Below are 16,584 nucleotides of genomic sequence, written 5' to 3' on the forward strand. Positions count from 1 at the left end.
TAAATAAGGAGGCTGTTCATGTCTGCCACTCTTGTATTTAAGGCTCTCTCTGACCCCACCCGGCGCTCTATTATCGAGCTGCTGAAAAAACAGGATATGACAGCCGGTGACATTGCAGAGCATTTTCAAATGACCAAACCAAGTATTTCCCACCACCTTCACACGCTGCAAAATGCCGGACTTGTTTTGTCTGAACGGAAGGGCCAGCACATTATTTATTCACTCAATACAACCGTTTTTCAGGATATTGTTGCCTGGATGCTGACGGTATCTGGAAAGGAGAAAGAAAAATGAAAAATCGTTTCTTTTGGATGATCATGTTACTCGCTTCTTTTGCCAGTATTGCTGCACTTCCCTACCTGCCGGATCAAATTGCAACACATTGGGGTCCCTCCGGAGAAGCCGATGGCTATTCTTCAAAATGGTTTGGCGCCCTTTTCGGTCCTGCGATAATTCTTTTGATTGGCGGTCTTTTTAAGCTTCTTCCTAAAATAGATCCGCGCCGGCAAAATTACGATAAGTTTCAAAGCAGCTATTCCATTATCGCCAATGCCTCACTGACTCTTATTTTCGTCATTCATCTCCTGCTGCTCACAAATGGGCTTGGCTATGAAGTGCATATGGATACCGCTGTTTCTCTTTTGATCGGGGCTCTTTTTATGATTATTGGAAATTACATGCCCCGTATGCGTCCCAGCTATTTTGTCGGCATCCGGACACCCTGGACGCTTGCAGACGACCGTATTTGGACCAAAACACACCGCACCGGCGGATGGCTGTTTGCTGCAGGCGGGCTTGTGCTGATGGCATCGGCTCTTTTGCCGGCTGCTGTAAAAATACCGACACTGATTGGTGTGGTCATTTTAATTATCTCTATCCCCTATCTTCAGTCTTATCTTTTATTTAAGAAAAGCCATCATTAACCAATCCCTTTTAGCGAAAATTGCTCTTGACTGGATCGTATAGAGACGATATGATATTTTTAATTATTCTTGCAATTTTATAAACTCATTCTTATCAAGAGAAGCCGAGGGTACTGGCCCGATGACGCTTCAGCAACCAGCCGGTACGGTCAGGTGCTAAGTCCAGCAGACTGCAACGGTCTGGAAGATGAGAAGGAACGGACAACACATACATGTTGAAAAGCCTTCTTGCCATTAAGAAGGCTTTTTTTATTTTATTATTCAGTATAAGAGAGGATGCTGCGCCATGACACTGCTCGACAAGTTAAAAACAAGCGTGCTGACTGCCGATGGAGCAATGGGTACATTATTGTATTCTTATGGAATCGATTTTTGCTATGAAGAACTGAACACGGAAAAGCCGGAAGTCATTGAAAAAATCCACAGCGACTACATTCAAGCCGGAGCGGATGTTATTCAAACGAATACGTATGGCGCGAATGCTTTAAAGCTTTCCCGGTATGGAATGGAGAGCCGTGCACGTGAATTGAACGAAGCGGCGCTGCGTATCGCGAAACGGGCGGCGGCTCCGGGCGGACAGTTTGTACTTGGCACAATCGGCGGCATTCGCGGCATCCGTAAAAGTACAGCGACCAACGATGAAATTCTCGCTTCTGTACGCGAGCAGGCTGAAAGCTTATTAGCCGGAGATCCAGACGGACTGCTGCTTGAAACATATTATGATTTTGAAGAATTGACCGCTACTGTAAAGCTTCTTCGTCAAATGAGCAATGTGCCGATCATTGCCCAAGTATCCATGCATGAGCCAGGTGTTCTGCAAAATGGACTGACTTTAAATAATGCTCTTTCTCAGCTTGAAGGCATCGGAGCGGACGTGGTCGGTGTCAACTGCCGTCTCGGTCCTTACCATACGATTCAGGCGTTTGAAGAAGTCACACTGCCAAGCAAAGCATTTCTTTCCGCTTATCCGAATGCGAGCCTGCTGGATGTAGAAGATGGCCGGATTGTTTATGAATCAGAAGCCGACTATTTCGGACGGGCGGCCGTTCTTCTTCGCAATGAAGGTGTCCGCTTAATTGGCGGCTGCTGCGGCACAACACCAAAGCATATTGAAGCGGCGAAAAAACGCCTTGCCGGCCTTCCTCCTTTGACGGAGAAAAAAGTACAAACGAAAAAACCCATTATTATTCAAGAAGCGGCACCGGCGACAGATGTCTCCATTTGTGAAAAAGCGAAAACAGAGCGCACCATTATCGTTGAGCTTGATACACCCAAAACACTTGTAGCGGACAAGTTCATCGAAGGTGCGAACGCACTTTATAAAACAGGCATTGATGCCGTGACGATGGCGGATAACTCTCTTGCTTCCCCACGCGTCAGCAACATGGCGATGGGTGCTACGCTAAAAATGAAGCATGATGTTCGTTCTCTCGTTCACATTACGTGCCGTGACCGCAATTTAATCGGCCTGCAATCCCACTTGATGGGTCTCGATGCGCTCGGCCTTCATGATGTTCTCGCGATTACAGGCGATCCGACAAAGGTCGGCGACTTCCCTGGCGCGACCAGTGTGTATGATGTTTCAAGCCTAGAGCTCATTCAGCTTATTAAACAATTAAACGAAGGGATTTCTTTTTCTGGTAAACCGCTGAAAAAGAAATCCAATTTCTCCGTTGCTGCAGCGTTTAACCCGAATGTCCGCGTACTGGACCGTGCTGTTAAACGGATGGAGAAAAAAATCGAATGTGGTGCAGACTACTTTATTACACAGCCGGTATTTACAAAAGAAAAAATTGTTGAAGTATATGAGGCAACGAAGCATTTATCAACACCGGTGTTTATCGGTATTATGCCGCTGACCAATATGCGGAACGCCGAGTTTTTACACCACGAAGTACCGGGAATCAAGCTGTCGGATGAAACGCTTGAGCGTATGCGTGCCTGCGGCGAAGACCGCGAAGCGTCTGCAAAAGAAGGCGTTCAAATTGCCAAGGAATTGATTGAGACAGCAGCCGGCTTGTTTAACGGCTTGTACTTGATTACGCCATTTTTACGCTATGACATGTCGATTGAACTAATTCACTTTATAAAAGAACTTGATGCACAGAAAGAAAGCGGGGCTGTTTATGACCACACATCTTATTGAACAAGAGCTGAAAAAACGCATCCTCCTCATTGATGGCGCAATGGGGACGATGCTTCAAAATGCGGATTTAACACCAGAGGACTTCGGCGGCGAAGAGTATGACGGCTGCAACGAAAATCTTGTCCTCACAAGACCGGACGTGATCGAACGTATCCACCGCGAATATTTAGAAGCGGGCGCGGACATTATTGCGACGAATACGTTCGGAGGCACTCCGGTTGTATTAGATGAGTACGACCTCGGTGATCAAGCATACGAAATCAACCTGCGCGCCGTACAAATTGCCCGAAAAGCCGTAGACGAATTTTCAACGCCGGACTGGCCCCGCTTTGTCGCCGGCGCAATGGGACCGACAACGAAAACATTGTCTGTCACCGGTGGTATTACCTTTGACGCGCTTGTTGATGACTTTGAGCTGCAGGCAAAAGCGCTGATTGAAGGCGGCGCGGATTTGATCTTAATGGAAACGAGCCAGGATATGCTGAATGTAAAAGCCGGTACACTTGGCATCCGCCGCGCTTTTGATGCAGCGGGCGTGGAGCTTCCGGTAATGATTTCAGGCACCATTGAGCCAATGGGCACGACGCTTGCCGGACAGAATATTGAAGCCTTTTACATTTCAATTGAGCATATTAAGCCGCTCTCTGTCGGCTTAAACTGCGCCACTGGCCCAGAGTTTATGACCGATCATATTCGTTCTCTATCTGACCTTGCGACAAGCTATGTAAGTTGTTATCCAAATGCCGGTCTTCCCGATGAGGAAGGTCGTTATCATGAATCACCAGACTCACTGGCGCAAAAATTGTCGGCTTTCGCCGATAAAGGCTGGCTGAATATCGTTGGCGGCTGCTGCGGTACAACGCCTGAACATATCCGGGTTATGCGGGAAGCGGTCAAGGATAAACAGCCGCGCGTATCGCCTGAACATCCACACGGACATGCTGTTTCGGGCATTGAGCCGCTTTTATATGACGATTCCATGCGTCCCCTTTTCATTGGAGAGCGGACAAATGTAATCGGCTCGCGTAAGTTCAAGCGGCTCATCGTCGAAGGAAAATTCGAGGAAGCTTCTGAAATTGCCCGGGCGCAGGTGAAAGGCGGCGCCCATGTCATTGACATCTGTCTGGCTAACCCAGACCGCGAAGAGCTGGACGACATAAAAGCATTTATGGCAGAAGTCGTTAAAAAAGTGAAAGTCCCTCTTGTAATCGACTCTACCGATGAAAAAGTCATTGAAGAAGCATTGAAATTTTCACAAGGTAAGGCCATTATTAACTCGATTAACTTAGAAGATGGTGAAGAACGCTTTGATGCGGTGATGCCGCTTGTGAAAAAGTATGGTGCGTCAGTAGTGGTTGGGACAATTGATGAAGAAGGAATGGCCGTTACACGCGAGCGCAAGCTAGAGATCGCCATTCGCTCACATGATTTGCTTGTAGAAAAATGGGGCCTTGCACCAGAAGATATTATTTTCGACCCGCTTGTCTTCCCTGTCGGCACAGGTGACGAGCAGTATATCGGCTCTGCTGTTGAAACCATCGAAGGGATCCGCCTGATTAAAGAACGGCTTCCGAAATGCTTAACTGTTCTCGGCGTAAGTAACGTGTCATTCGGCCTTCCTCCTGTCGGCCGTGAAGTGCTGAACGCCGTGTACCTGTACCACTGTACGCAGGCAGGTCTTGATTACGCGATTGTTAACACGGAAAAGCTCGAACGGTATGCCTCGATTCCAGAAGAAGAAATCAAGCTTGCCGATAATTTACTGTTTACGACAACCGACGAAACACTTGCGGTGTTCACTGACTTTTACCGTGACAGAAAAAAAGAGAAAAAAGAAGCAGACATGCCGAAAACCGTGCCGGAGCGGTTAAGCTATTACGTGGTTGAAGGTACAAAAGAAGGCCTTCTGCCTGACCTTGAAGCGGCACGTGGTATGTACGATGATCCGCTTGATATCATTAACGGCCCGCTCATGAAAGGAATGGCTGAAGTTGGCCGGCTGTTTAACGACAACCAGCTGATTGTTGCCGAGGTTCTGCAAAGTGCAGAAGTCATGAAAGCATCCGTTGCTTACCTCGAGCAGTTTATGGAGAAAAAAGAAGACGATACAGGAAAAGGCAAAGTTATTTTGGCTACCGTCAAAGGTGATGTGCATGACATCGGTAAAAACCTCGTCGATATCATTTTAAGCAACAACGGCTTTAAAGTAATTGACGTCGGCATTAAAGTAACACCACAGGCATTGATTGACGTGATTCGTAAAGAAAAGCCGGATATGGTCGGCCTGTCAGGACTACTTGTTAAGTCCGCCCAGCAAATGGTGATTACTGCCCAGGATTTTAAATCAGCGGATATTGATGTCCCTATTTTAGTTGGCGGCGCCGCTCTGTCACGCCGGTTTACCGAAACAAAAATTTCCCCGGAATACAGCGGGCCGGTTTTGTATGCCAAAGATGCGATGGATGGGCTTGATATTGCCAACCGCCTGCAAAATGCTGAACAAAAAGTGACGCTTTTGCAGGAGCTTGAAGAGAAAAAAGAAAAACGAAAAGCGGTTGAAGCGTACCGCGACGAACGAAAAGAGCAGGCTGTTGCCGTCGCGCCGAAACCGGTAAAAACAGTCCGTGAAGACGTTCCTGTTTTTGTTCCTCGTGATACACGCCGCCGCGTGCTGAAGGATTATGCAATTTCACACTTGAAACCGTATGTGAACATGCAGACATTAATCGGCCATCACCTCGGCATGAAAGGCAATGTGAAAAAGCTGCTCGAAGAAAAAAATGAAAAAGCGATTCAGCTTCATGAAACCGTGACAGGCTTTTTGAACGAGGGCACCTTAAAAACAGCAGCTGTGTATCAATTTTTCCCGGCACAGTCTCAAGGTGATGATGTAATTGTTTATGACCCGGCGGATGCGAAAACGGAAATCGAACGATTCACTTTCCCGCGTCAGGAAAAAGAGCCGTTCCTCTGCCTGGCTGATTACGTAAAATCAGTCGAAAGCGGCGAAATGGATTACGTTGGCTTTTTTGTGGTAACAGCCGGCTTCGGTGTCCGGAATGCGGCCGTTAAGCTGCGCGAGGAAGGCAAGTTTTTAGACAGCCACGCCCTTCAGTCCACCGCGCTTGAGCTCGCAGAAGGCTTTGCTGAACGTATTCACCAGGAAATGCGCGACCAATGGGGCTTCCCGGATCCTGTTGACTTTACGATGCGTGAACGATTCGCAGCCAAATACCAGGGCCAGCGTTTTTCATTCGGGTATCCAGCTTGTCCGAACCTTGAAGACCAGGAAAAACTGTTTGGCCTGATCCAGCCGGAAGAAATCGGTGTTCATTTAACGGAAGGCTTTATGATGGAGCCGGAAGCATCCGTTTCCGCCATTGTCTTTGCTCATCCGGATGCCCGTTATTTTAACGTTCATTAAAAGAACCTTTTACTTTAACTCGTAATAAACTGACAGTCGATATACGTTATTGACCGTTAACCTTTTCCATTCAACGGTTAAAAAAGGCAGAAGACTTTTCGGGAACATCGCTTCTTGAAAAGAGCCGATAGGGGAAGCCGGTTGGACTACGCTTTCCGCGGGCAATGCGGGAGCCTCCTCGGCGCACGCGCCTGCGGGGTCTCCCGACTCACTGTGCATCCCGCTGGAGTCTTCGTCCGGCCGGCTTTCCCATGTGTTTTGAAAAAGCAGCAAAGAAGGCATCTTCACATACGTTTTTACGGCTTTGGTGATAGGGCAAGTGTATCTATTAAGCTGTGCAGTCTTGTTTAACCGCACAGGCGGCGGGTGTGCGGCGAAGAACTCTATGGGGGACAAACTGGCTCTACGCCTAAGCCTGCCCCATGGAAAGCGAAGCCGTGCTGCACCCGCCTCCTTATCGGCTCTCATCCCAACATCGGCACTCCTTGCATGAAAAAGAAACAAAGTGCTCTTTTAACAAAGGATTTTATTTGTCTACAAGCTGAAAAGCCGTCCATTATGGACGGCTTTTTTCTTTCTCAAAAAATAAAATCAATGCCGGCAGCAAAAGCCCCCTTACAAAAAAGGTATCAATGAGAATGCCAACTGCAACGATGAATCCAAATACAAACAGCACTTCAATGGGCTGTGTCATCAATACGGCAAAGGTAGCAGCCAATATAATACCGGCGGATGAAATCACCCCTCCTGTTTTAGCTACAGCCCGTTCAACTGCTGCTTTGAGCGAATGCTTTTTTCGTTCTTCCATGTAACGTGAAACGAGAATAATATTATAATCGATGCCGAGCGCAACAAGGAACACGAACGAATACAGCGGCACTCTTGTACTGATGGCGTCGATGCCAAACAGCGCATTGATTAAAAACAGCCCCAGGCCAAGCGCAGATAAAAACGACAGGACGATCGTCCCGACCATGTAAAGCGGCATTTTCCACGAGCGCGTAAGGATGATGAGCAGGATAAAAAGCAGAATAATTTCAAGCGCTACAATAAGCAGTAAATCCCGATCGTTCAACTCCCGGTCATCCAGCTTCTCGGCTGTTTCCCCGGCAAAAAACAGCTTGCCTTCTATTCCCGCATCGTCAAGGAGCGCCTCCTCCCGCTCTCTTAAACCGGACAACGTATCAAGCGCTTCTTCACTATAAGGGCTCGCTTCGAAAGCGAGGGTCAGCTCATGTGCATTTCCTGATGCTTCAGATGTCTGGGGGATGGCAGATAAAATACCTTCCTGTTTGTTAAGCTCTGCAGCTAAAGCAGCCGGATCCCCATTTCCTTCATAAATCACGGTTGTCGGCGATACATCTCCCGCCGAAAATTTATCCTCAATGATACGATATCCGACAAGAGACGGCATATCGTCCGGGAAGGATTTTAATGTATCAAATTCATATTTAATATTGACTACGTTAAAAGCCGAGACAAGAAGAAATACAAGTACAATACCGCCGGAGAGTACAGGTTTAGTTGTCACAAAACGCGCCACGCGCCCCCAAAGGCCGCTCTCTTTTTTCTCCCCTTCTCCCGCCTTAGGCACCTTCGGCCAAAACGACCGCCGTCCAAACAACTGAAACAAAGCCGGCACAAGTGTGACAGAAGCAAGCATAATCACTGCCATGACGGTGGCAAAAAGCGGCGCAAAGTTTTGATAGTCGCGAATATGTGCAAAGAACAACACAAGCATCGCTGCAAGCACGGTACCGCCAGAGAAAAAAACTGGCTCTCCTGTTTCCCTCATAGCCCATTTCATTGCATCAAATTTGCTTTCATGGCGGCGCAGCTCTTCACGAAAACGCGCCAGTACAAATAGCGAGTAGTCAGTGACTGCCGCAAACAACAAAATCGTCATAATAGACAGAGCCTGACTGCTCATCTCAAGCCCCGCGGCTCCATAAAGACCTAGTATCCGATCTGTCACTGCATACACGAGACCGGATGCCAAAAGTGGGATAAACGCAAGCAGCGGTGAACGATAAATCACAATAAGCAAAACTAAAATAAGAACAACCGTTGATAACAGCAGTACAATATCTGCTCGTGAAAAAAGGGCAGTCGTATCGGCCGCAATACCGGCTGGCCCGGTTACATACACTTTACTGCTGGATTGTTCTCCAGCAATTTTTGTGATCTGGTTAATACGCGGCTCAAACTCTTTGCTGGTGAAGCCTTCCTGAAACACAACAGGGATAGCTGCGGCAGAGGCATCTGCCGATAAAAACTCGGCTCGCGCCTGAGGCGGCAGCTGAGCAAACGGTGCTATGCCCGTGATCCCGTCTACTTCTTTCTCAATAGAGGCGAGCGTCCTGGCAATCTCCGTTTCTTCTACTTTTCCATTTTCCTCGTTAAAAACAAGAATAGCCGGCGTGCCGCCTTCGTCCGGGAAATACTCTTCCACTTTTTTTGCCGCCTCAATCGATGCTGCATCCTCTGGCAGTGACTCAAAAGCATCCGCAGTATAATCACGTGCTGCCGGTGCCCATATGCTTAACAGCACAATCCCCAGCAGCCAGGCTGCCAGCACGGCCCACATTCCTTTTTTTGTCGCCACCCAATCCGTCAGCGGCTGGAGCGCTTTTTTCATATCTGTTCCTCCTTAAGCAGCTAGAATACCTTTATTAAATTCTATTTCTGACACAACTGTCAAATTTAAAATGTAAAAAAACGGAGCGTCAATGCGCTCCGCTTCCTTCATACCATAATGCAAACAAGTAATCCGCCCATTCATGCGGCGGCAGCTGCAGGGAATTTGGTGTATTAATCAGCTGAAAAAACAAACCGGCCAGAACCTTAATAGGGATGTCTGAACGAATCGTGCCCTGTTTTCGTGCGGCGTCAAAAATCCGATCCAGCTGTCCGCGCAAATGCTTAAGCATAACCAGTACGTCTTTTACCTGCTGTGCCGCTTTTTCAGATTGCGTGACATCCACTTTGCGGGCGTCTCCTAAAAAATAATGAAGATCCGCTTCTTCCATGTATACACGCAAGAGCTGCTGCAGCGCTTGAATCGGGTTCGTTTCATCGACTCTTCCGGCTTTTACAAGAGCCCGTACCATTGCCCGCTTCATGACAGCTGCTGCTACCTCTTCTTTGTTTGCGTAATATTGATAAATCGTACTGCGCGCTCCTGGCAGATGGCTGGCCAGCAGCTTTAAATGAAAGCTGCTGTAACCGTGCTGCACAATAAGCGCCTCCGCCGTATCCAAAAGCTCATCTTCTGTAAATGCCCGTTTTCGCCCCACGGCGACCGCCCCTTTAATCCAATTCTCTCCCTCAGTTTATCATGGGGCACCGGTTTGTTCCACACAAGGCTGCTTCCATATCAAAAGAGCCTGCTTGTCTCAAGCAGGCTCTTTTGATTTTACATTGCTTCCGATACAGAGCCCATGCTCTCCGTCATCCAGAGAAGGCTCTTATCTGCCAATGCCGCTTTTTCGATTTGTTGATGCGGTTCTCCGTCTGTTCCTACCGTGATTTTTGAATGGATAAAGTAGGTTTGCTCGTCTGTTTCAGCGTATACGCCGGCAAGCACATCTTCATCGAACAAAATTCCTTTGACGGAAGCGCTTTTGAGCAGCTTTAAATTCGAAAAGGATTCAGCCTGCCGATACAGCGCGAGCAGCACCATTCGGTTCATATGTCCATTATGCTTATATAAAGGCTTCATGAGCAGCTGCTGTACTTTTTCTTCTTCCAGAAAAACGTAGAGCTCCTGCATCGCCGGTTTAATATGCCGGTCAACGCTGTCAAGCAGCTGAAGCTCATACATAAGCTGTGTAAACGACGTTTCATTTTGCTGTTGTGGCTGATGGAAATCCGGGTTCCTCTCCAGCACGATCACATTCATGCCCTGCTTTGCTAAAAAAAGCCCCATAATCATCCCGGCCGGCCCGTCTCCTGCAATACAGATATCCGTTTCCAATGTCACAGCACCGGCTTGTTGGCTTGTGATTGCAGTGGTGTCCATTTCCATCTTCCTTTCTTGAAAGTGTTTATTCTGTCTTGCTAATTTCACTATATAAAGAATTAAGATGGTTGTCTCGAAGTTTGTCAGAAAGATTGACAAACTTTTTAAAAATTCAGTTCTTTTTTAAAAAGAAATTTGCTTTATTTCCGTTTTCCTGTTATTATGAAAAAGAATTATTTTTGTTCGGAAAAAGCTGTTAAGTGATAAACTTTCCATCTGAACGTAGTGAGCAAGGATAGTAACACAATGTGTGCAGAGCACACGAGGAGGAAACACACATGGAACAAGGTAAAGTAAAATGGTTTAACGCAGAAAAAGGTTTTGGTTTCATCGAACGCGAATCTGGAGATGACGTATTCGTTCACTTCTCAGCTATTCAAGGCGATGGCTACAAATCTTTAGACGAAGGCCAAGCTGTAACATTTGATGTTGAAGCAGGTCAACGCGGACCACAAGCAACAAACGTACAAAAAGCGTAATTTCACTTCGTTATACGCAGCAGACTTTCTTATGAAAGTCTGCTTTTTTATTTGAAAACGGAAAGCCCTCTGTTTGAAATAAACAGAGGGCTGCATCAACATCAACATGGATTGTTAAATGGTATATTGAGTATACCACAAGATCTTTTTCCTGATGCTTTTATTTTCAAGATGTGTATTACACACCCATTTTCCGGCGAGAGTTGCTTACTTTTTTCGTTTGCTGGCTTTGCATTTTTTTCGTTGATGTATTAAAGCTTCCTTTTGCATTGCCGCCTGCATTTTGTGCTTTCTTTTCTTCCAGCTTTTTCATCATTGCTTCTTGCAGCGTCATTTTCTTTTCAGCCATCCTTATTCCTCCATGCTTGTTTTTTTTCAGTGTATCATGTTTTTGCTTCATTTGCTTTTTATTTATAGAAACTTGCAGTCGGCTTTTTTGCCTTTTACGCAAAAAAGCTGTTTTAAACATCCAGTACGCGCGATGCTTAAAACAGCTTTTTATCCATACTCAAAGTAGTATTAGTGAGTAGTGCGACGTGCATTGTCCCGGTTGATAAGCGACAGAAATTTTAGTGAATATAATGCAGATAGTCCAACAAGAATGTAAACGATTCTTGCCAGAAGAGCATCTTGTCCACCGAAAATGGAAGCCACTAAGTCAAATTGCAGCAAACCGACAAGAAGCCAGTTAATACCACCGACAATCAACAAAATGAGTGCAACAGAATCAAGACCCTTCATGTTTCTGCACCTCCTTTCACTTCGTTACAATTAGTATTACCGTTATCCTCCATTTTGAAACATACAGCCAAAATAAGTTTTAAAAAAGCAGGATTGGGTTATAAATAAAACGTTTTACAACCGCAATGAAGTTCGTGATTATGGCTATACTAAAAAAAACGTGAGGAGTGAAAAAATGCTCAAAACAGAACAGTACGTGGACCGCATTAAACAGCACACTGTCCGTTTTTCGCATGCTGAAGATTTGTCTCCTGTTGTTCAAGCGGCCAAAAATGCAAAATATGTCCTGCTTGGCGAGGCATCACATGGAACATCCGAATTTTACACTACACGTGCCGCCATTACGAAACGACTGGTTGCAGAGCATGGCTTTTCCTTTATTGCAGTGGAAGGAGACTGGCCAGCCTGCTTTGAAGTGAACCGCTATATAAAAGGACAGGCGCCGGAGTATGCCAATGCGGAAGAAGTGCTTCGTTCTTTTCGCCGCTGGCCATCCTGGATGTGGGCAAACGATGAAATAGAAGACCTGGTAAATTGGCTATACGATTTTAATCAAACAAATGAAAAACAGGTTGGGTTTTATGGGATGGATGTGTACAGCCTGTGGGAATCCATGGAAGCCATTGTTGATTACTTAGAAGAAATTGGATCGCCTGATATGGAGAAAGCGAAGCGGGCATTTGAATGTTTTGAACCCTTTCACCGCCAAGCCGAGCAATATGGCATTTCTGCTGCTTTTTACGGTGAAAGCTGCATGGAAGAAGTCATGGATTTACTCAAGACCATCCAGCAAAACCGAAAAACGTACACGCGTGATCCGGAAGCAGCTCTTAATATGCAGGTAAATGCCCTTGCAGCGAAAAACGCAGAATCGTATTATCACGCAATGGTAACTAACGGAAATGAATCATGGAATATCCGTGACCGTCATATGGTAGAGGCTCTTGGATTTATTACGGCTCATTACGGAGCCGGCTCAAAAGGAGTTATATGGGAGCATAATACACATATTGGCGATGCGCGTGCCACAGATATGGCAGAGGAAAATATGGTAAACGTCGGGCAGCTGACCCGAGAAATATACGGGCATGATCAAGTATTTGCAATCGGATTTGGCACTCACCGTGGTACTGTGATCGCTGCTGACAGATGGGGAGAAGAAATGGAAGTGATGCCGGTGCCGGAAGCAATGCCTGGAAGCTGGGAAGATATGCTTCATAAGGCTGGCGCCTTTAATCAATACATTTTATTTGGCCCTGAAAACCAGGAGCTGTTTCGGGAAACAGTTGGACATCGGGCTATCGGTGTTGTTTATCACCCTGGAAGAGAACGATTTGGCAATTATGTTCCGTCGCGCTTATCCGAACGCTATAACGCTTTTATCCATATCGACAAAACGCACGCTTTGTCGCCTCACTTTTTTCATGGACTGCTTTAACAAAATAAAATTTTCCTACCCGGCAAGCAGCTTGCCGGGTAAATAAATGCCGAAATACAAAGCCTGAATCAAAAAAAGCAGTCCCCAAACGCGGCTTGAAATCCCGGTAGAGCGCTTTAAAGCAGAAGCATCCCCCGCTTTTTGAGGAGAAATAAGGCTTAAGTAAAAAATGACCCAGCTGCTACGGACAGATTCCACCAGCAAAACCGCTGTAATTACATACATATATGCCTGCTGAACAGCCCCGGATGCGTACATATAAATGGCCGCGGTTCCTGCGAAAAACGCTACAAGCCAAAGAAAGCCGAACCAGTTGCGCACCCATAACACTAAACTGACCGCTAAAATCATAAACAAGCCGTAATACAGCCAGCCGGTATAACCATTCAGCGATGCCCAGGCAACAAAAAACGCAGAGGCAGATGCGAACGGATAGCCGGCAAGCGATGTAACAATCGCAGCGAGCCTGTTGGCATGCGTTGTATAGGCCACGCCGCTCGTATCCCAAAACAGCTGGACGTGGTGGATGCCGCCGCCCGACAAGAGACTTGCGAGTACGTGGCCAATCTCATGCAAAAGCGTATTTAACACACGAAAATATTTCCCCGCTATCGGAATACACGTTAAAAGGATTGCTGCTCCAACGAACAACATCGCCTGGCTGATTGTCATCGCATCCCCTTCTTTATCCGCTTATTTCACACGTATAAAAACTGATTACATGCTTCAATTTATTTACTTTATCATGCACGAATAAAGTCCACCAACTTTCGGATGACTGGTGAAAAAGCGATGCGGGTGCATCGCTTTTTATTCGAGCCCGGCTCTTACATGAGTGGACTGTACGATCATTTATCTCCATGCTGCTGCTTTTCTAGTCTTCATTAAAAGAACAGCATGTTTAATACGATCGTTAAAACAATCGATAAAACAATGGAAATGAGAATGCTTCCCATACAGGACATACGCATAGTTTATAACCCGCCTTTTGTAGTAGTGCCTTTCTTTTACCCCCTTCTGTCAACGCTTTAAACAAGCTTTATCCGTCCAGCCAGAAAAGCCTCTGCCTCCACTCTTTACTATGAGCATTTTCCGAAAAAAACCTCTAATAAAATCCTATCTCTTCTGTCGTAATGAAATTTTATGAGAAAGAAGCGACTATTTTTCTTTTCTTCATTTATCCTTTTTACGGAGCGGCTCGCAGCAGTCCAAACAAAAGAAGGCGTCTTCATAAGACACCTTCTTTTGTTTGGACTTTATATTCATCTGGCTATATAAGCAGCAGGTATACCACAGCCCTGAATGAATCTTTCCTACCATCCGCGGTGCTGGTTATTTGTTTGGATATGGTCTGTTTCAGAATCAATCGTGCGTGCCATTTCTTTTATTTTAGCTAAACCATCATCAATCTGGCGCTTACTTGTACCAATACGGCTCGCTAACTGGGACAGTTGTGACGATTGTGGTGGATACGGTGCATTCGCCAATGCATTCAATTCTTGCTGGGCGGACTCTAAACTGATGGCAGCGTTATTTACCATATCTACTGCAAATTGAATTTTATCGGCAATATGATCCACTTTATTCGCCACATCATTTGTATGCTGGTTTCCCCAGCCGTTTGAGTTGGAGTTAATATAGCTCATGACAGTACTCCCTTCTTTTAGCCTTGAACTTTATCTGTAATATCGTCAATTTCTTTAACCTTATTGTTGATCCGGTCTGTTAATGTATCAATTTCATCTGTAAGCTTATCGACGTCTTTCACATTTTTCTGTACTTCAGCTAAGTTGTTTAATGTGTTTCTAACTTTGCCGGTAATCCCGTCTGAAATGGTTCCGACCAATACCTTGATATGATCTGGGGCATCCTTGCCAACTTGAGCCACAAGTGAATCGATAAGCGGCTGAATTTCACCTAACGTTGTTTGCGCATTGATCAGCTCACGCGAGCAAGAATTTAACTCGTTGTCAATTTTATCAGAAGAACGGTCAATATCCGATTGAATATCTTTAATCTCTACCAAAACCTTATCAATATTGTTTCCAATTTCCCTTACTGAACTTTTGCTTTTAAACATAGTCAGTTCCTCCCTTAAATAAATAAATAAATAAATATATAATTATGAAGGCATAATTATAAACGATCACAAACACTATAATGCCTGCCCTTTGAGTGGGCGGAGGCCTCTTTTTGTGTGCATTACAAAAGGTTCCAATTGCCTTATTTACCAGTATGCGTGATACGTACTAGGTAGATAAAGTGAAAAATGACCTATCTCAGTAAAAACGACATTTTTATGAAATGCGATAAAAAGGTTCCTGTTTCGCCATTTCAAAACAAGCCTTCCACTTTTCTCTCATATATACGGATAAATATATAAATGGTTTCGTTCCTTTTTCTCATTCAGATATTTATTTGAACTCCAGCGTCTTCCATGAAAAATCAACGGCTGAAAACAAAAAGAGATGCCTTATTAAGGCATCTCTTTTTTGCACATGTTATGATGGCGAATCGCTTGATTCCATTTTAAACGAATACCCTGCGCCTCTTACCGGTTATCCACCGTTTCTGGATACAGGTCATGGTTCATCATGCGGTACTCGGCCATTTTTTCGTATTTCGTGCCAGGCTTCCCGTAGTTCGTGTACGGGTCAATGGAAATCCCGCCACGAGGCGTGAATTTGCCCCATACTTCAATGTAGCGTGGATCCATAAGTTCAATAAGGTCATTCATGATAATGTTCATGCAGTCCTCATGAAAATCACTGCCTGCAAGCCCAGTTATATCAAGGGCTGAGCGGCTTCATTCAATCATTGGTCACCACTATGGTCACTAGACTTGAACAGTTCATCAAACGTGCCAGCCGCTTCAAGCTGCATCGACGGTAATACGTGGCTGTATGTGTTCAATGTCACCGTTACATTCTTGTGGCCAAGCCGCTCCTGAATGATCTTAGGATTCACCTTATTTGCCATCAAGAACGTAGCGTGCGTATGTCTGAGATCATGAAGACGAATTTCGGGAATGCCTAGCTGCTGAACTGTCACTTTAAACGCTCGTCTAAAGTTATTTGGATGCACCCAGTTTCCGTTTTTCGTACAAACAACTAAATCATATTGAAGGTACTCATCTGCCAGCACCTCTCGCTCACGATAGAAGACTTTGAAGTCACTTATCTTGAAACCTTCAAAAAAGAAACAGAACCGATGGGCGAGGAAATATTTCGTATCTTAAATAATGTGTTCGAATCAGTTGATTGTTATTGGCACGAGTGTCTTCCAGGTCAAGAAACTGCCTTTGAAATTTCCGAACAGAAATTAAGAGAAGAAGTATATCAGGCATTAACGAAACTAACCAATGCACTCAACTTTTAAGAATGTTATTAATCAGATTCGGTCAACTGCCGCT

At 45.5% G+C, this 16,584-nt stretch carries 17 protein-coding genes, 1 pseudogene and 1 riboswitch; of the genes and pseudogenes, 7 read left to right on the plus strand and 11 right to left on the minus strand.

Annotated elements, in window-relative coordinates; translation table 11 throughout:
- Nucleotides 1-18 precede the first annotated feature (18 nt).
- The 4 genes from RRU94_RS22095 (at nucleotide 19) to metH (ending at nucleotide 6,493) form a co-directional block, all read left to right on the plus strand.
- Nucleotides 19-294 (plus strand): autorepressor SdpR family transcription factor, encoded by a 276-nt coding sequence (locus tag RRU94_RS22095; protein WP_315693003.1) that lies wholly within the window; start codon nucleotides 19-21, stop codon nucleotides 292-294.
- On the plus strand, nucleotides 291-923 hold the full coding sequence (locus tag RRU94_RS22100; RefSeq protein WP_315693004.1) for an SdpI family protein: 633 nt from the start codon (nucleotides 291-293) through the stop codon (nucleotides 921-923). The genes RRU94_RS22095 and RRU94_RS22100 overlap by 4 nt, the downstream gene beginning before the upstream one ends.
- 88 nt (nucleotides 924-1,011) lie before the next feature.
- Nucleotides 1,012-1,117, plus strand: a riboswitch (SAM riboswitch).
- 92 nt (nucleotides 1,118-1,209) lie between these two features.
- On the plus strand, nucleotides 1,210-3,069 hold the full coding sequence (locus tag RRU94_RS22105; RefSeq protein ID WP_315693005.1) for a bifunctional homocysteine S-methyltransferase/methylenetetrahydrofolate reductase: 1,860 nt from the start codon (nucleotides 1,210-1,212) through the stop codon (nucleotides 3,067-3,069).
- Entirely contained in the window at nucleotides 3,050-6,493 is a 3,444-nt protein-coding gene (gene metH / locus RRU94_RS22110; RefSeq protein ID WP_315693006.1) for a methionine synthase, read from the plus strand. Before RRU94_RS22105 ends, metH begins: the two co-directional genes overlap by 20 nt.
- Nucleotides 6,494-6,502: 9 nt before the next feature.
- Here metH and RRU94_RS22115 read toward each other — a convergent pair whose 3' ends face one another.
- The 4 genes from RRU94_RS22115 to RRU94_RS22130 all read right to left on the minus strand — a co-directional run bounded on the left by RRU94_RS22115 (nucleotide 6,503) and on the right by RRU94_RS22130 (nucleotide 10,514).
- On the minus strand, nucleotides 6,503-6,658 hold the full coding sequence (locus tag RRU94_RS22115; protein WP_315693007.1) for a hypothetical protein: 156 nt from the start codon (nucleotides 6,656-6,658) through the stop codon (nucleotides 6,503-6,505).
- A 391-nt stretch (nucleotides 6,659-7,049) separates the two neighbouring features.
- Complete coding sequence (locus RRU94_RS22120; RefSeq protein WP_315693008.1) at nucleotides 7,050-9,131, minus strand: MMPL family transporter; 2,082 nt, start codon at nucleotides 9,129-9,131, stop codon at nucleotides 7,050-7,052.
- A gap of 88 nt (nucleotides 9,132-9,219) precedes the next feature.
- Nucleotides 9,220-9,789 (minus strand): TetR/AcrR family transcriptional regulator, encoded by a 570-nt coding sequence (locus tag RRU94_RS22125; RefSeq protein ID WP_315693009.1) that lies wholly within the window; start codon nucleotides 9,787-9,789, stop codon nucleotides 9,220-9,222.
- Between the two features lie 119 nt (nucleotides 9,790-9,908).
- Nucleotides 9,909-10,514, minus strand: a complete 606-nt coding sequence (locus RRU94_RS22130) for an FAD-dependent monooxygenase (protein ID WP_315693012.1) — start codon at nucleotides 10,512-10,514, stop codon at nucleotides 9,909-9,911.
- 278 nt (nucleotides 10,515-10,792) lie between these two features.
- Here RRU94_RS22130 and RRU94_RS22135 point away from each other — a divergent pair, with 278 nt between their 5' ends.
- The gene (locus RRU94_RS22135; RefSeq protein WP_050181749.1) at nucleotides 10,793-10,993 is read left to right on the plus strand and encodes a cold-shock protein; all 201 of its coding nucleotides are present in this window, start codon (nucleotides 10,793-10,795) and stop codon (nucleotides 10,991-10,993) included.
- Between the two features lie 178 nt (nucleotides 10,994-11,171).
- Here the strand turns inward: RRU94_RS22135 and RRU94_RS22140 are convergent, their stop codons facing one another.
- Together RRU94_RS22140 and RRU94_RS22145 are read right to left on the minus strand one after the other, a co-directional pair.
- On the minus strand, nucleotides 11,172-11,342 hold the full coding sequence (locus tag RRU94_RS22140) for a hypothetical protein (protein WP_242233814.1): 171 nt from the start codon (nucleotides 11,340-11,342) through the stop codon (nucleotides 11,172-11,174).
- A 170-nt stretch (nucleotides 11,343-11,512) separates the two neighbouring features.
- Nucleotides 11,513-11,734, minus strand: coding sequence for a DUF378 domain-containing protein (locus RRU94_RS22145; protein ID WP_315693014.1), 222 nt, complete (start codon nucleotides 11,732-11,734; stop codon nucleotides 11,513-11,515).
- Between the two features lie 175 nt (nucleotides 11,735-11,909).
- On the opposite strand from RRU94_RS22145, the gene RRU94_RS22150 reads away from it, so the two are divergent.
- Entirely contained in the window at nucleotides 11,910-13,172 is a 1,263-nt protein-coding gene (locus RRU94_RS22150; RefSeq protein WP_315693015.1) for an erythromycin esterase family protein, read from the plus strand.
- Between the two features lie 15 nt (nucleotides 13,173-13,187).
- Here the strand turns inward: RRU94_RS22150 and RRU94_RS22155 are convergent, their stop codons facing one another.
- From RRU94_RS22155 to RRU94_RS22175, 5 genes and pseudogenes are all read right to left on the minus strand, one after another.
- Nucleotides 13,188-13,844 carry a M50 family metallopeptidase gene (locus RRU94_RS22155; protein ID WP_242233817.1) on the minus strand — a complete coding sequence of 219 codons (657 nt, stop codon included), beginning with the start codon at nucleotides 13,842-13,844 and terminating at the stop codon, nucleotides 13,188-13,190.
- 641 nt (nucleotides 13,845-14,485) lie between these two features.
- Entirely contained in the window at nucleotides 14,486-14,818 is a 333-nt protein-coding gene (locus RRU94_RS22160; RefSeq protein WP_251271990.1) for a hypothetical protein, read from the minus strand.
- Between the two features lie 17 nt (nucleotides 14,819-14,835).
- The gene (locus RRU94_RS22165) at nucleotides 14,836-15,252 is read right to left on the minus strand and encodes a hypothetical protein (RefSeq protein ID WP_315693017.1); all 417 of its coding nucleotides are present in this window, start codon (nucleotides 15,250-15,252) and stop codon (nucleotides 14,836-14,838) included.
- Nucleotides 15,253-15,723: 471 nt separating this feature from the next.
- A pseudogene (locus tag RRU94_RS22170) lies at nucleotides 15,724-15,939 on the minus strand (NADPH-dependent 7-cyano-7-deazaguanine reductase QueF); the annotation flags it as partial.
- A 47-nt stretch (nucleotides 15,940-15,986) separates the two neighbouring features.
- On the minus strand, nucleotides 15,987-16,316 hold the full coding sequence (locus RRU94_RS22175; protein WP_315693018.1) for a site-specific integrase: 330 nt from the start codon (nucleotides 16,314-16,316) through the stop codon (nucleotides 15,987-15,989).
- Here RRU94_RS22175 and RRU94_RS22180 point away from each other — a divergent pair.
- Nucleotides 16,293-16,550, plus strand: a complete 258-nt coding sequence (locus RRU94_RS22180; RefSeq protein WP_315693019.1) for a colicin immunity domain-containing protein — start codon at nucleotides 16,293-16,295, stop codon at nucleotides 16,548-16,550. The two genes, RRU94_RS22175 and RRU94_RS22180, sit on opposite strands and share 24 nt — an antisense overlap.
- Nucleotides 16,551-16,584: the final 34 nt, after the last annotated feature.

The organism is Domibacillus sp. DTU_2020_1001157_1_SI_ALB_TIR_016 (assembly GCF_032341995.1).
Taxonomy (GTDB): Bacteria; Bacillota; Bacilli; order Bacillales; family Domibacillaceae; genus Domibacillus; species Domibacillus indicus_A.

Coding starts and splice junctions, on each gene's coding strand:
- RRU94_RS22095 (WP_315693003.1), top strand. CDS start 19: ATGTCTGCCACTCTTGTATTTAAGGCTCTCTCTGACCCCACCCGGCGC.
- RRU94_RS22100 (WP_315693004.1), top strand. CDS start 291: ATGAAAAATCGTTTCTTTTGGATGATCATGTTACTCGCTTCTTTTGCC.
- RRU94_RS22105 (WP_315693005.1), top strand. CDS start 1,210: ATGACACTGCTCGACAAGTTAAAAACAAGCGTGCTGACTGCCGATGGA.
- metH (WP_315693006.1), top strand. CDS start 3,050: ATGACCACACATCTTATTGAACAAGAGCTGAAAAAACGCATCCTCCTC.
- RRU94_RS22120 (WP_315693008.1), bottom strand. CDS start 9,131: ATGAAAAAAGCGCTCCAGCCGCTGACGGATTGGGTGGCGACAAAAAAA.
- RRU94_RS22130 (WP_315693012.1), bottom strand. CDS start 10,514: ATGGACACCACTGCAATCACAAGCCAACAAGCCGGTGCTGTGACATTG.
- RRU94_RS22135 (WP_050181749.1), top strand. CDS start 10,793: ATGGAACAAGGTAAAGTAAAATGGTTTAACGCAGAAAAAGGTTTTGGT.
- RRU94_RS22140 (WP_242233814.1), bottom strand. CDS start 11,342: ATGGCTGAAAAGAAAATGACGCTGCAAGAAGCAATGATGAAAAAGCTG.
- RRU94_RS22145 (WP_315693014.1), bottom strand. CDS start 11,734: ATGAAGGGTCTTGATTCTGTTGCACTCATTTTGTTGATTGTCGGTGGT.
- RRU94_RS22150 (WP_315693015.1), top strand. CDS start 11,910: ATGCTCAAAACAGAACAGTACGTGGACCGCATTAAACAGCACACTGTC.
- RRU94_RS22155 (WP_242233817.1), bottom strand. CDS start 13,844: ATGACAATCAGCCAGGCGATGTTGTTCGTTGGAGCAGCAATCCTTTTA.
- RRU94_RS22160 (WP_251271990.1), bottom strand. CDS start 14,818: ATGAGCTATATTAACTCCAACTCAAACGGCTGGGGAAACCAGCATACA.
- RRU94_RS22165 (WP_315693017.1), bottom strand. CDS start 15,252: ATGTTTAAAAGCAAAAGTTCAGTAAGGGAAATTGGAAACAATATTGAT.